The sequence below is a fragment of the Achromobacter xylosoxidans genome, assembly GCF_002192695.1.
Lineage (GTDB): Bacteria > Pseudomonadota > Gammaproteobacteria > Burkholderiales > Burkholderiaceae_B > Achromobacter > Achromobacter xylosoxidans_C.
The window spans coordinates 202,437-216,434 of record NZ_MTLG01000112.1 but is presented as its reverse complement, the minus strand read 5'-3'; the positions used below and the strand labels follow the sequence as shown (position 1 = coordinate 216,434).

Annotated in this window: 9 protein-coding genes; 1 reads left to right on the top strand and 8 read right to left on the bottom strand. The window is 59.0% G+C overall.

Features of this window, described 5'->3' with window-relative positions; genetic code table 11:
* Nucleotides 1-15: 15 nt before the first annotated feature.
* From BRO63_RS28340 to BRO63_RS28305, 8 genes are all read right to left on the bottom strand, one after another.
* The gene (locus tag BRO63_RS28340; protein WP_012206006.1) at nucleotides 16-285 is read right to left on the bottom strand and encodes a WXG100 family type VII secretion target; all 270 of its coding nucleotides are present in this window, start codon (nucleotides 283-285) and stop codon (nucleotides 16-18) included.
* Nucleotides 285-1,019 carry a vWA domain-containing protein gene (locus BRO63_RS28335; RefSeq protein ID WP_012206007.1) on the bottom strand — a complete coding sequence of 245 codons (735 nt, stop codon included), beginning with the start codon at nucleotides 1,017-1,019 and terminating at the stop codon, nucleotides 285-287. The genes BRO63_RS28340 and BRO63_RS28335 overlap by 1 nt, the downstream gene beginning before the upstream one ends.
* A gap of 80 nt (nucleotides 1,020-1,099) precedes the next feature.
* Nucleotides 1,100-4,105, bottom strand: a complete 3,006-nt coding sequence (locus BRO63_RS28330) for a type III restriction-modification system endonuclease (RefSeq protein ID WP_088142972.1) — start codon at nucleotides 4,103-4,105, stop codon at nucleotides 1,100-1,102.
* Nucleotides 4,106-4,116: 11 nt separating this feature from the next.
* On the bottom strand, nucleotides 4,117-5,994 hold the full coding sequence (locus BRO63_RS28325) for a site-specific DNA-methyltransferase (protein WP_088142989.1): 1,878 nt from the start codon (nucleotides 5,992-5,994) through the stop codon (nucleotides 4,117-4,119).
* 26 nt (nucleotides 5,995-6,020) lie between these two features.
* Nucleotides 6,021-6,815 (bottom strand): DUF4391 domain-containing protein, encoded by a 795-nt coding sequence (locus BRO63_RS28320; protein WP_088142971.1) that lies wholly within the window; start codon nucleotides 6,813-6,815, stop codon nucleotides 6,021-6,023.
* Nucleotides 6,812-8,599, bottom strand: coding sequence for a DUF262 domain-containing protein (locus BRO63_RS28315; protein ID WP_088142970.1), 1,788 nt, complete (start codon nucleotides 8,597-8,599; stop codon nucleotides 6,812-6,814). Before BRO63_RS28315 ends, BRO63_RS28320 begins: the two co-directional genes overlap by 4 nt.
* A gap of 14 nt (nucleotides 8,600-8,613) precedes the next feature.
* Nucleotides 8,614-11,847, bottom strand: a complete 3,234-nt coding sequence (locus BRO63_RS28310) for a DEAD/DEAH box helicase (protein ID WP_088142969.1) — start codon at nucleotides 11,845-11,847, stop codon at nucleotides 8,614-8,616.
* A 12-nt stretch (nucleotides 11,848-11,859) separates the two neighbouring features.
* Complete coding sequence (locus tag BRO63_RS28305) at nucleotides 11,860-12,768, bottom strand: WYL domain-containing protein (protein WP_088142968.1); 909 nt, start codon at nucleotides 12,766-12,768, stop codon at nucleotides 11,860-11,862.
* A 232-nt stretch (nucleotides 12,769-13,000) separates the two neighbouring features.
* Here BRO63_RS28305 and BRO63_RS28300 point away from each other — a divergent pair, with 232 nt between their 5' ends.
* Nucleotides 13,001-13,891, top strand: a complete 891-nt coding sequence (locus BRO63_RS28300) for a LysR family transcriptional regulator (protein WP_033982007.1) — start codon at nucleotides 13,001-13,003, stop codon at nucleotides 13,889-13,891.
* The last annotated feature ends 107 nt before the right edge of the window (nucleotides 13,892-13,998 follow it).

The following is a 13,998-nucleotide window of genomic DNA, read 5'->3' as shown; positions in this document are numbered from 1 at the left end:
GCGACCTCGCTGCCCTTAGCTTTGCAAATAATCCCGCAGCCGCGCCGCGAGCGCTGCCAGATATGGAACCTGCTCAGACGCGTTGTCGTTGAAGTGTTGCAACTGCTGAACGAGCGCGTTGTAATCCTCCTCAAATCGCGCCCGCTTTTCGTCTTGCCAGGTGTCTCCGAGTGAAGCAAAGGCACCGTTAAGATTGCCGACAGCATCGTTGAGCGAATCAATAAATTGTTGTAACGAATATGCGAAGCGCTCAAGTTCTTCTGGATCGCCGATTGCTTGTGCCATTACCAATACCCTCCATCTTCTGTCGAAGAACTTTGTGTCACAGAGTTCTGTTTATCCTGGCGTGCTTCGATTGTGGCCGGCTGGATGTCAATGGTGCTCGCTTCAGGTACATTATTTGGCGTCTGTGACTTCGTGCGAATGGTCACCGACATGGTGACAAACTTGAAGAAGTCACGTAGCTGCTTGGCGTTCTCTGCGTAGAAGAGGCGATTCGAGGTGCCTTCGATAAATTTCCCAAGTACCGCCTCGTCAGCATCAGCGCCTATCGCCATTGCCAAACGGTCACATTTTGCAGAGCGTCCGTCGCTAATAAACGCGTTCAGAGGTTTTTCCCACGCATCATTAGGCCCACCATCAGAGACCAATACGACCGTTGGACGATACGCACGCGAAGGAATGACATCTTTGTCTTCGATCATCGCTTTGGCCATTTGCAATGCCGTGCCAAGCGGAGTCATGCCGCCAGCTGAAAGGTCCTGCCAATGAATATCGCTGGCACTGGCAAGCGGCTGATGCAGCGCTACCTGAGAACCGAAAGTGATGATCGCCACATGGATTTCAGTTTCACCGTTCTCGGTGTCGCTGAAGGTATCCAACATATCGCGAACGGCATCATTCACATTGCGGATTTTCTCTCCGCTCATGCTGCCGCTGACATCGAGAAGAAGCACGACTGGTAGAGGTTTCGCTTTCGGTGCCGTGAATTTCGACGGATCGAATGGGATATTGCTCATATAAAAACTCCTTTATTCAAAGCTACGGTGTTTGCACGTAGGCATGACGAAAACTTATCGTGCCGTCGCGACGGCAGAACCTACCCCTTTGCCGTCTCGGTCAAAAGATCACCAACCGAGCGCGCAACCACATACCGGGCTGGGTTCTCGCCGCCCCCCAGCGCAGTGAAATGCGCCTTGCCGCATTCGATCTTGGCGCTCTCCTTGTCGCGCAGGTCGTCGGTGAACAGGCTGCTTTTGGTTTCCACCACAAAGTACAGGTGCTGGGTGCCGTCTTCTTCCACCAACACGGCCCAGTCGGGGTTGTAGGTGCCAAGCGGCGTGGGCACTTTGAACCAGCCTGGCAGCTTGGCGTAGAGCTTGATGGCGTCATTCTTCTCCAGCCTATCGGCGAAGTCCCGCTCGGTGGTCGAGTCGTACACCACGTGCTCGTAGATCGACTTCTGGGTATCCAGCAGCATGTTCTTCAGATAACCGGTGAGCTCTTCCTTCTCAAACAGCTCCTGCGCATAGACATGCTGGTCACCGAGCTTCTGGTACTTGATGCCATCGACCAGGGCCAAGCGCTTGCAGCGGTTGATGGTCTCGGCAGCCAATTCAATGAACTGCTGGGGATTGCGTTTGAAGTCGTCAAGGCGGCCGCTTCCCGTCAGGATGCTGACGATGGTGCGCCGGGTGAGCTGGGTGCGGTCCTGCAGGTCAGTCAGCAAATCCGGCAGCTCGATATCCGCCTCGTCCAGCACCACAGTCGCCGCACCCGCTTTTTCCGTCGCGGCGACACCCGCCTTGCCGATAGCGATGTCGGCCTTGCGCCATTGCAGCCGTGCCTTGGCAATCACCGGGGCCTTCTGCAACGCTGCGATGCAATCCGTCACCAGCTTGGCGTTATCGAACTGCACGCGGTACGTTGTTTGGTGCTTGATACGGTCCCACAGCGCCTTGAAATCGTCGCTCAGATAGACGGCCTTGCCATCCTTGCCCTTGCGCAGCGGCACTTGCCGGCGCTCATCGGCATTCTTGATGTCGAGCCGACCCGACACCTTGCGCAGCACTTCGGCAATCTGGCTCTTTTGCGCATCGAACTCAGCTGGCAGTTCCAAGGTGCCGTTCTTCAGCGCCGTTTTCAGCGAATCCTGCACCTTGCCTTTGGCATCAATATGGCCGGCGGCTTTCAGGTGCTCCCACAGTGTCTTCGATTGCTCGATGCCCAGCGGTGCGGCGTGCCCATCAGCGTCGGTCACGGCAATGGCGGCAAATTGATGCTGCTCCACGATGCCAAAGCGAATGCCTGTGTCTTTCTCGATTTCCTTCTGCAGGTTTTCGGCAAACTGCTCGTAGTTTTCCGTGGCCACCACGGTCAGGGTGTTGACCTCGAAGCCGCGCACCCGCTCGCCATCCTGGTTGACACACAGACGCAACCCACGACCAATGGTCTGGCGGCGCTCGCGCTCGGTCTGGATGTCGCGCAAGGTGCAAATCTGGAATACGTTGGGGTTGTCCCAGCCCTCCTTGAGCGCGGAGTGGGAGAAGATGAACTTCAGCGGCGTGCCGAAGGACAGCAGCTTCTCCTTCTCCTTCATGATCAGGTTGTAGGCGCGCTCGGCATTCTCCCGGTTGCCCGCATTGTTCTCGGCGGTATCAAGCCAGCCGCCTTTCTTGTCGATGGAGAAATAGCCGTTGTGCACCTCCTCGGCGGCGGACTCCAGGTCGATCTCGGCAAACAAACTCTGGTAGGCCGGCAACTTGGCGGCACGGCGATATTCCTCCTCGAACATCTGCGCATACACGCCCTTGACCGGCTGGCCGTCGGCATCGTACTGACGGTACTTGTCCACCGCGTCGATGAAGAACAGGCTCAACACCTTGATCCCCAATGGACGCAGGTGCTTCTCCTTGTCCAGGTGCTCCTTGATCGTGCGGCGAATCATCTCGCGTTGCACGGCCAGCGCATCCACATCTCCGTGGGCCTGGCCAGGCTGCAAAAACACTTCGCCGCCGGGGTAGCGCAGTTCCATGAACTCGTCACCCTTGGCCGTATTGATCTCACCCACCCGAAAATCGGCGTAGATCGCGCGGCCATCGGCGCTCTGCTGAAGGTCGTCGCCATCGCTGACCGTCACCTCAACCCGCTGAACGCCAGTGGCGGTCTGTTTATCCAGCTCGACCTTGGCGCTGATGCGGCCGCGCTTGTTTTCCACCTTCACCAGGCGCACGAAAGGCTTGTTGTGCGCGTCCTCTACCGTGGCCGACGCCACCTCGATCTGCTTGACCAGTTTGCGCTCATAGGCATCCACCGCATCCAGGCGGAACACCATATGGTGCTTGTCCACATGGGTAGCGGAGTAGCGCAGCGTGCAGAGCGGGTTCATGGCATCCAGCGCTTCCTTGCCACGGCCTTCCAGCCCGCCGTCCACGCTTTGCGGTTCATCCACGATGATGATCGGCTGGGTTGCCTTGATCAGGTCGATGGGTTTCTCGCCGCCGGTTTTCTCGCTCTCTTTGTAGAGGTTGTTCACATCCTTCTTGTTGATCGCGCCCACCGTCACCACCATGATCTGGATGTTGGAGCTGGTGGCGAAGTTGCGCACCGGCCCGGGCTTGCCCGAGTCGTACAGGAAGTAATCGAACGGCACGCCCGCGTAGAGCCGCTTGAAGTGCTCCTCGGTGATTTGCAGGGTCTTGTAGACGCCTTCCTTGATCGCCACCGACGGCACCACGATCACGAACTTGCTGAAGCCGTAGCGCTTGTTCAGCTCGAAGATCGTGCGCAGGTACACATAGGTCTTGCCGGTGCCGGTCTCCATTTCCACAGTGAAGTCGCCCGAAGTCAGCGAGCCGGAAGGCGGCAAGCCACCGCGCAACTGGATGTCAGCCAGATTCTTGAGCAGCTCGTCATCGAGCAGCGTCAAGCGGTTGCCAACGCCAAGGTCGGACTGCGCCACGCCCAGTGACATCTGCACGTCATCGGGCAATTTCATGGTCACCGTGAATTCGGTGCGGCAGACCTCCTGACCACGGAAAAGATCGCATACAGCCTCGATGGCCTGCATCTGGTAGTCGAGGTTGGGCTCGAAGTGCAGTTTCATGGCAAGCCCCCTTACAAGCTGCGCACGTTCTGGATGCCGTGTTGCTCCAGAATGGCTGCGAGATTGGTTTTGGCCACGTCATCGGCAAAGGCGCTGTCGCGGAACACGCAGGTGGTGTCACCGGCAGGGGCCAACTCCTTGTGCCAGCCGATGATGCCCTGGGCGAGCGGCTCTACCTGTTCGCGGGTGATGGTCTCAGCCAGGCACGCCAGCAGCACGCCGCCGCCAATGGCATGGACGTGAAGGCCTTCGATATTGCGCTGTTCGATGGGCACACACAGATCCAGCCCCAACTTGAGCAGCAGTTCGTAAAGCACATCAGCCTCGCTGCGACCTTCGAGCAGATGATCCTGATGGTCGAATAGTGTGGCTTCCAGATCGTCTGGTTTGGGATTCCAGACGCGGATATTGGAGGTGTCGAGCTTGAACGCGCGAAAGCCAGTGTCGCCCCGCCAGTCAGGATGCTCGGCCTTGAGCTTGGCGCCGGCACGGCGCAGGCGTTCCTTGGTCAGTTCGGCGATGGTGCGCGGCTTGCCCAGCCGGTCGCAGAACTCGGCGGCCACCTTCTGATCCTTGTCCTCCGAATCAAGGGGTTCTGGGAGTTGGACTAGCACAAATTTTCTTTGAATCTGGTCCTCAGCACTCTGTTCGTACACGGCATGCGCCGTAGTCCCAGATCCAGCAAAAAAATCCAGCACTAGATCGCCCGACTCCCGCACCCAAAGGCGAAGCATCCGCCTAATCAATTCGACTGGCTTTGGGTTGCTGAAAACAGAAGCTCCCATTAACTCCGACAGCCTAGAGGTTGCCGTGGATGTGTAGAGATTTTGGTCCCACCAAGTGGTGTCAGTCTTTCTCGACTCGATAGCGTCTTTCAGATAGTACTTCTGTTGAAGATTGGATCCCACTTTAACGACGTGCCCTTCGTTCCACTTCTCCCTCATCGTTTTCTCAGAGAAGCGAAAGTATCCAGTGACCCCTTCGAATGTGTAGAAGGGATTTCCTTTCGCCGCGCCACCCGGGCCATCCACAGGAACCAACTTGTAGTTTCCGCGATCATCCTTTAAGTCGAAGCCATCGAGATTTGGCTCCAAGCCAAAACGATCCCGCTTGGCAAACACTTCTTCCCTATTTTTGGCGAAAAGCGCGATCAGATTGTGATTTGATGAAATGATCTTGTCATTGGACACCGATGCGCGGGCTTTATGACATATCGTCGCAATAAAGTTATCTTCACCGAATACTTCACTACCGATCGCCTTCAAATTGCTCGCCTCATTATCGTCGAGGCTCACAAAGATAACTCCATCATCACGCAAGAGGTCTCTGGCGAGCTTCAGTCTCGGATACATCATATTCAGCCAGTCGGTATGAAACCGCCCGCTGGCCTCGGTATTGCTGCTGATCTTCTGTCCGCCTTCGATTTGCCCGGTCAGTTCCAGATAGTTTTTGATGTTGTCCTGAAAATTATCCGGGTACACAAAATCCTTGCCAGTGTTGTACGGTGGGTCGATATAGATCATCTTGACCTTGCCGGCATAGCTTTTTTGCAGCAGCTTGAGCACTTCGAGGTTGTCGCCCTCGATCATCAGGTTCTGGGTGGTATTCCAGTCCACGCTGTCCTCCGGGCAGGGGCGCAAGGTGCCAGTGCTGGGCGTGAGCGCCAGTTGTCGCGCGCGACGCTTGCCGTGCCAGTTGAGACCGTACTTCTCATCGGCATCGGTGACGCTGGCATCACCCACCAGCGCCTTGAGCACGTCCACGTTCACCGCCACGCCGTTCGCGCCCTCAGTGATCAATTCCGGGAACAGCGCCTTGAGCTGTTCGATATTGCCCGCCACCAGGTCGGCGGACTGGGCTTCGGGGCTGGCTGCCGTGAGTTTTTCCATGGTCTTCTCCGTCATTCGTTCAATCTTCAAAGTTGTCGGCGCGCAGCGGCCAGTTCGGCCTGGATGCGCTTGAGCGTCAGGTTCAGTTCCACCTGGCGCGCCAGTTGTTTTTCCTTGGTGGCTTGCGCTCGCAGGCGGCCGATCTCGTTCTCCAGCCGCTCACAATCAGCCAGCGCCTGCCAGCGGGCAGCCGCTTGTGCCGGGGTTGTGTCAGCCTGGTAGGTTCCCGTCAGCCGTGCCGCCTGCCAGGCCCACACGCGCTCCATCCAACCCTGATAAAGGGCATGCAGCGTGGTCTGGGGTTGGCGTGCAATCGACAGGGACTGCACGAAGGCGCGCTCGATTTCGGGGGCTATTGTGTCTTCCACTGCGGCGGCATCTTCGGTTGCGTGGGGCAGCGAGGCCAACACTGGGTCGCCGTCGAGCACGACCTTACCTGCCTCGTTCTGCGCCCAGCGTTTGTGCGCCAGCGAGAGGGTCAGTGCCTGGCCTTGCACAAGCAGCAACACGGGATACGGCACGGCCCGATGCACCAATTCGGCAAGGCGAGCGAGACTGGCGGGCTTGACAGTGCCACGCAGGGTCAAGCCAAGCACGGTGACTTCCAGGTATTCACGCTGCGCGTCCCGGTAGCTGGGTACGCCAATGGTGTTGGGCTTGAGTGCGGCAAGCCACTGGATTTCTTCAATGGCGTCCGTGATCAGGCGCTTGTCGGATGCCGTGGGCGCACCGTTCTCCAGCAACAGCTTCTTGGGGACGCGCTGGTCCACCCGTGCGCTGTCGGGAAGACACAGTGCTGCAACGACATCCGTCCGGTTCATGACGACAGTTCCGCGCCAAAGGCCTTGATGGTTTCTTCGCTGTCGCGTCCGGCAATGGCTTTGCCCATGGCCTGTTCGATGAGCTTCAACAGCGCAGCAGCGCGTTGGCGGATGAAAGTATCAAAGTCGTCCGAGCGAAGTGCCTGTACCGGAATCACATGCGAAGTCAGGAACTCATCGAGACTGTCGGGGGCAACCTGCTTGGCCTTCTGGATACGGGCGAGGTAGACGCTGGGGGCATCGCCACTGATGAAGCGGTTGGTGCCTGCCGCCAGCGGAGCCTTGTTGACCACGCTGTTCCACTTTTCCTTGGGCAGCTTCTGCTTTTCGCACCAGGCGCGGGGAAAGACGTGGTGGATGTCGATGGCGTTGTTGAAGTAGGCATTGAGATCAATGGGCGTGCCGCTGGCGAAATCACGGCCGCCGTGCTTCATGAGCAAGGCGGCCAGGCCCTTGTAGGCCGCTGCGAGACGGCTTTGCAGGGTAAGCAACCTTGTCGGCGCGAAGTTGGCATCGCGAACCGTGCGCGGTTCGCCACCACCTTCGATCCAGGCGACAACATCCTGGATGTCCATGGCAAAGCGAGTCTCGTTGGCTCCGCCGTACAGTTCACCGAGCACACCGCTCCAGTACCAGCGCAACAGCTTCTGTTTGACGCCGTGCTGTGTGGTGCGGTCTGCTAGGTGAGCACATATGGCTGACAACGGTATGAGCTGTGTGGCATAGGGCAGGCTGCGGCCATCGAAGATTTTTTCTTCTGCAAGCAACTCTGCCGCGCGCTTGAACCCTTGCTCCAGCGCGGGTTCGAACGCCTTGAAATCCGCCAACGGCAGCCGCAGCACGTCGGCACGCTTGCAACTGACGGGCGTGCCCTGTGCCTTGTGCCTTTGATAATTGGCCAGCAGGGTCACGGCAGTGAGAAAGCTGGTGCCGTCCACTGCCGTGAGCACGTCATGCTTGACGGTCAACCGCTCCCGCCGGGCCTCCCAGTCGTCACGCAGATTGAATTCATCGGCTGCGAAGGTGGCCGTCATCAGCTCGAAAACGGTGAGCGTCACGCCGCCGGTATTGACCTTCTCGAACACCTGGCACACGGCTTCGCGTGGCGTGTCCTGAGTCAGCTCGATGGCGGGAACCTTGAACTGCTGGAAGCGTAGCCAGATGTCGTTGCGGAATCGTTGCATGAACTGCATCGCTTCCGCTGCGAACTGGTGATGGGCGCTGAAGCCGCTTTCCCAAGCCATGAAACCCTGAATATCGAAAAGCAATGTCACAGGGAAGAGGCGTTGGCTGTATTGCAAGTCTGGCGTGCTGACGTCCAGCTCAACCTTGCGACCGAAATCGGACGTGACTTGTAGCGTCTCCGGCACCGAGAGAACGGCTTCTTCGCGGTCTGCCGATTCGTCCAGGCATTGGGCCATGTCAAGGAAATACAGGCGGCGAATGTTCGCGCCTTTCTCCGTGCGCGTCGGCACGGGCTGGCCGCTGCGCAGCGCCAGGTACATCGAGGTCAGGCGTTGCTGACCATCAAGTACGAGGGTCTTTGGAGTAGGCGCAGGCTGCAGGTTGACGCCGGCAAACAGCCGGGGCTTGAACGGTACCCCACCTGCTTCCAGAAACATGACCGCGCCGATCGGGTAGGACAGCGAGAGGCTCGCGATCAACGACCGAATATGGTTGTCATCCCACACCCAGCCGCGTTGGAAGTCAGGAAGCTGGATTTGCCCCGATGCGATTCCATCGAGGACATCTTTCAATGCGGGTTCGGCGGTGCGAAAGCTCATGCGGGTCCTTGTAATCAAATACTTTTTTCATCGGGCAGCACGACGAGAAATGCCACCACCTCGAAGTCGTCACTGCCAGCGAACTCGCCCTTCATGGCGTGCGTGCCGCCAGGTGTGAAGAGGCTGGCAACGGCCCGTTCCTCATGCTTGCCGGCGACGGATGCCACGGCCGCCGCGAGCAGCTTCTGGGCGTGGCGCATGTCCTCACCGCTTTTTGTCGCCTTGTCGAAGCGCGCGCAGGCACTGTCATCCGGCCGTTCTCGCCCCAGCGCCAGGCGCTTGAGGCGATCCAGGATGCGCTTGGCCTGCGGGTAGGGCAGCAATACGTGGCCGTCATCGCCGACATGCACCAGGTAGTGCGGCGCGAGCGGGTAGTCGGACGACGCGGCGGATTTTGCCGTCGGGCCGCAGGCTTGTAGGCAAAAGATCACTCCAGGGGGAATGTCGGCATCCAGCGTGGTGGTGACCGCAAAAGCCCCAAGCGGCTGGGTGTCCAGCTTGCCGGGGTGGCTTTTAAGGAACTGCGCGAGGTCGATGCGGAAGTCGGTCAGGGTGAGGTCGGTGATCGCCACGCCGGTGGACAGATCTTCCATGTCGATCACCGTGTCCTGCAGCTTGAGCAGTTGCTTGCGCCGGTACTCCAGATCGTTCATGGCGTTGCCGGACTGCTGTTCGATCAGGTTTTCTTCGCCGGTGGCCGAGATATCGAGCAGCACCATGCGCCCGCTGACGCGCTGTTCCAGGTTGATGTATTCCTCCAGTTCCATGTTGGGCCAGAAGTTCACGAGCTGGATGCGTTGGTTGGGCGAGCCTATGCGGTCGATACGCCCGAAGCGCTGGATGATGCGCACCGGGTTCCAGTGAATGTCGTAGTTAATCAGCCAGTCGCAGTCTTGCAGGTTCTGCCCTTCAGAGATGCAATCGGTGGCGATCAGCAAGTCGATTTCGCCTTCATCCGCCAGGTCTTGCGGGCGCTCCTTGGCGCGCGGCGCGAAGGCTGAGAGCACGTCTCCCATGTTCTTGCGCAGACCTGGCAAGGTGGACTGGATGCCGGCGCTGCCGGTGACGACCGCTGCGTGCATGCCCTGCTTATCCCTGGCCCAGGGGGCAAGTTGGGCGTAGAGATAGTGCGCCGTGTCCGAGAAGGCGGTGAACACAATGATCTTGCGGTTGGCTTTACCATCGTGGGTGTTGATGGGTTCGGCGCATTTGCGGGCAATCATGTCGCGCAAGGCCGCCAGCTTGGCATCACGGGCGGCATCCACTTGGCGCGCTGCAGCCAGCAGAGTCGCCAGGCGGTTGCGGTCTTCCAGTAGGTCCTGCTTCCAGCGGATCAGATCCACATCGCCCAGCAGCACCTTGACTTTGCGACCGACCAGCAAGGTCTCAAACGCCGGGTCGTCGATATCGACGTCGGCAATGTCGATTTCCTCCAGCGCTTCGGCATGGGATTCGATGCGTGCCAGTGTGTTCTCTACATCCTTGAGTTGGCGCTGCACAGTCAGGGTGAAGGCCGATACACAGCTTTCCATGCGTTTGAGCACGTTCACGCGCAGCAGGTGGATCAGGCTTTCCTCACGATCGGCTTGCCGGAAAAAACCTTCGCCACCACGCACCTGGGTGCTGTATTTGGCGTCGTAGGCGGCCTGCTTGTGGGGCAGCACATAGCGCAGCGGCGCGTAGCTGGCGAGCGTGAGCCGACGGATTTCCTGGTTGATATCGCGGATGGCACGAAATTCGCCCGCAAGGTCCACGTCGGCCTTGATGTTGATGGGCGGCAGTCGGTCGGGAAAGCGGCCGGTCTCGCTGGTGCCGTAATACTTCTCCACATGCCGCCTGGAGCGGGCAATGGTGAGATGGTCCAACAGGGTGAAGTAGTCGAACCCCAGCATTTCTACCAACTGACCGGGAGTCTTTTCACCTTCGTCCAGCGCCAGCCAGCGATTGAATTGCGCCTGTGCCTTGCGGGTCGTCGCCTCGATGCTGGCGATGCCGTGTTCCATCAGGGCGGTATCGTCGCCTTCAGTGGCAAAGGCAATCTGGTTGCGCAGGTCGGCCAGGCGATTGTTCACCGGCGTGGCCGAGAGCATCAGCACGCGGGTCTTGACGCCTTCACGGATGATGCGTCGCATCAGGCGGTCGTAGCGCGACTCCTTGCCCTTGTGCGTGGCCTTGTTGCGGAAGTTGTGCGACTCGTCGATCACCACCAGGTCGTAATTACCCCAGTTCACATGTGACAGGTCGATGTCACCTGAGAGGCCGCCATCGCGCGACAAATCGGTGTGGTTGAGCACGTCGTAGTTAAAGCGATCAGCTGCAAGGATGTTGCGTTTGTCGTTGGCCTTGTAGAGCGTCCAGTTGTCGCGCAGGCGTTTGGGCGCCAGCACCAGAACGCGGTCGTTGCGCAGCTCGTGATATTTGATGATGGCCAGAGCTTCAAAGGTTTTACCCAGCCCTACACTGTCGGCGATGATGCAGCCGCCAAAGCGGTTCAGCTTGTCGATGGCACCCACCACACCATCGCGCTGAAACTTGAACAGCTTCTTCCATACCACGGTATTGCGAATGCCGGTGGCTGACTTGACGATGCGCTCCTCGTCCATCTCGTCACCGCTGTCCTGAAACAAGCGGTGCAGCATCAAGGTGTAGATGGTGAAGGGATCGCGGTGCTCACCCAGGCCTCGCAGCGCCTCAAGTACGGATTCGTGCTCTTCTCCCTGACCCTCGGAGTCGGTTGAAGCAGTAGTTTGCAAGGCTGCCCACTGGTGATCGAACCATTGGGCGAGCTGCGCGGCTTCCTCGGCCGTTTCTGACGCCTGAATCAGGTTCAATGGGTTGCCTGGCGTCAGTCCAAGGCCAGACGTGTTGAAGGCAAACGAGCCCAGGACCACTTGTGCAGGAGCCCCGTCCGGGCCGCGCATGACAGCAGCCCCCTGTGGCACCGACCTCGATGCCCGCCGGAGCGCCACTTTTTCACTGATCCATTTCGCGCACTGATTGGCCAGCCAACGTGCCTGCAGACGATTGCGCGCTGCACGGTCGCCCTCCGTTCCCAAGAATTCAAGTGCCTCGTTATCAGGAGGCACAATCAATTGAACTTGATCCAAAGCGGATAACGCCTCCCGAATTTCCGCAAAGGCGTAAAGCGAGAACGAAGGCGTTACACAGTCGAGTCGGTTGCCGTGTTTTAGATGGGGCCTCATCAAGTCGATGACGCGCTGTGTTCCGGTGTTTTGGATCAGCTTCATAGTCGTTTCCGTTCAGTCAGCAATCGACATTTCTGCACTCGGCGATGCATACCCTGGCGCAAGCACTGCATTGCGCACGCCATAAATGGCGAGATGGTCTTTCAACCAGAGCCGATATTCAGGGCCGCGCAGGCTGTGGTCAGGGGAGCAGTCCACACTCCACTTGCGCAGGATGTAGCCGGCCGTGGCGGCTCGCAGCTTCATGTGCAGCACGCCGCCCTGCATGCCGTAGTCCATTTCAGTGATTTCGGGTCGGGGCTGATCTGGATGGGGCACCAGTTCCAGCTCGACGATCCGGGTCCACTGAATGTCTTGATCGCTCATCTCATGGGGAGCCACTGACTGGTCCTTGAGGATGACGGGACGTTTGATCCGGGTGATGACGAAGTCCCGGAAATCCTGGGACTTGCGATCGAAGGCGCGAACGTGCCAGCGCAGACCGTTGTCGATCAGCGCGAACGGGACGATCTCCCGCGCGGTGCGGCCACTGGAGATGGAGTGGTATTCGATACCCAGGGGGCATTCGTAATGGATGGCCCGAGTGACGCTCGCCAGGATTGCTAGGTCAGGGTGAGTGAGCCGGGACGGGCTCTCGCTGGCCACCCACGCCTTGATGTGCATCGGTTCACCGTCGCCAAACCCCTGCGTCAGCCACGACAACACTCGCTCGGGTGGGAAATCGAAGATCGGCTGGAAGCTCGAACCCAGGACGTAGAACTTGCCTTTGCCGTCGTAGTCGATATTGCCCGGTGCCAAGTCCTTGTACAGCGCCAGATCCCTGGACGCGGCAGCGGACTGGATACCAAAACGCGCGACCAAGTCCTGGCGGCGCATCTCCCCAATGAAGCGCAGACGCAATTCCACGAACGCGAGGCGGTCACGCTGTGGTTGGGTTAGATCGGCAAGCTGTTCGTGGGGCATCCTGGCTGGCTCGTTCGGGTTAGCGAATGCTTATGCAGATTTCTGCCGAAAGTATATGGTCTGTGTGGAAAGACGTCTATAAATCCAAGTTGATTCGCTAGTTAGCTGCATTATGATAACCATTTTTGAGGCGCAAATGAGCGATCCGGCGTGGACTGGCGTGCATCCAGCAGGTCACTGCGGACGAGAACTGGTGCGAATAGATCGCTGATACGGAACAGGAGCACGGCCCATGGAACTGCGACACCTTCGCTGCTTTGTGGCTCTCGCAGAAGAGCTGCACTTCACACGGGCCGCAGAGCGCCTGCATATCGAACAGCCACCGCTGTCCCGCGCCATCAAGGAGCTTGAGGATGATCTGGGTGTGGTGCTTTTCGAGCGCAACCGCCGAGGCACGGTACTGACCGAGGCGGGTGCAACGTTCCTGAAAGATGTGCGCAGGGTGTTCGCCGTCCTCAAACAGGCTCAGGAGAACGTCCGGGCGGTCGCTGCGGGCTTGAGCGGAAGCCTTCGCATCGCCGTATCCGACGGCGCAATCGATCCCAGGCTGTCGGCCCTCTTGGCCCGCTGCCGCGAGGAAGAGCCGGAGATCGAGATTCGCCTGTCCGAAGTGCCGTTGGCCGATCAGTTGCGTGGTTTGCGCTCAGGCGACTTCTCGATCGGGTTTGCGCACACGGCGGAAGTCGGCGACGGCATCGTTACCGAGCCACTCTGGCACGATCCGCTGGTGGTTGCCGTGCCCGCCCGGCATCCTTTGCTTTCACACAAGGCTGTTCCGCTGCATCAGCTTGCGAGCTACCCACTGGTCTTATGCGATCCGCAAGTATGCGAAGGCTACCATCGTGAACTGGCGCGGCTGCTGCGACCTTTGGAGCGTCCCCCTGACGTCGCCGAGCACGTGTCTTCATTGGACATGATGCTCACCCTGGTCGGTGCCGGCTACGGGGTGGGCTTCATCACCGAAACCAGGATCGCGGCGAGCCTGCGCCCCGATGTGGTGATCCGCCCTCTGGCCATGGATTCCGCAGTCATCACGACCTACTTGCTACGGCCCGCCGGCGAGGACTCGCCGGTGTCGGTGGAGCGGTTCATCGCACGCCTGCGCGCGCATTCGGACGATTGATCGGCAGCGGCCAGGACTGGCTGCCTGAAGCCTGCCAGCGCGGTATCCGGGGGAGAAGTCTCGTCAATGATGTTCACTGGTGGTAAAATTTCAGGGTACTTACGCTC

Excerpts from the sequence above, each read along its gene's own strand:
- BRO63_RS28340 (WP_012206006.1), bottom strand. The coding sequence starts at position 285 with ATGGCACAAGCAATCGGCGATCCAGAAGAACTTGAGCGCTTCGCATAT.
- BRO63_RS28335 (WP_012206007.1), bottom strand. The coding sequence starts at position 1,019 with ATGAGCAATATCCCATTCGATCCGTCGAAATTCACGGCACCGAAAGCG.
- BRO63_RS28330 (WP_088142972.1), bottom strand. The coding sequence starts at position 4,105 with ATGAAACTGCACTTCGAGCCCAACCTCGACTACCAGATGCAGGCCATC.
- BRO63_RS28325 (WP_088142989.1), bottom strand. The coding sequence starts at position 5,994 with ATGGAAAAACTCACGGCAGCCAGCCCCGAAGCCCAGTCCGCCGACCTG.
- BRO63_RS28320 (WP_088142971.1), bottom strand. The coding sequence starts at position 6,815 with ATGAACCGGACGGATGTCGTTGCAGCACTGTGTCTTCCCGACAGCGCA.
- BRO63_RS28315 (WP_088142970.1), bottom strand. The coding sequence starts at position 8,599 with ATGAGCTTTCGCACCGCCGAACCCGCATTGAAAGATGTCCTCGATGGA.
- BRO63_RS28310 (WP_088142969.1), bottom strand. The coding sequence starts at position 11,847 with ATGAAGCTGATCCAAAACACCGGAACACAGCGCGTCATCGACTTGATG.
- BRO63_RS28305 (WP_088142968.1), bottom strand. The coding sequence starts at position 12,768 with ATGCCCCACGAACAGCTTGCCGATCTAACCCAACCACAGCGTGACCGC.
- BRO63_RS28300 (WP_033982007.1), top strand. The coding sequence starts at position 13,001 with ATGGAACTGCGACACCTTCGCTGCTTTGTGGCTCTCGCAGAAGAGCTG.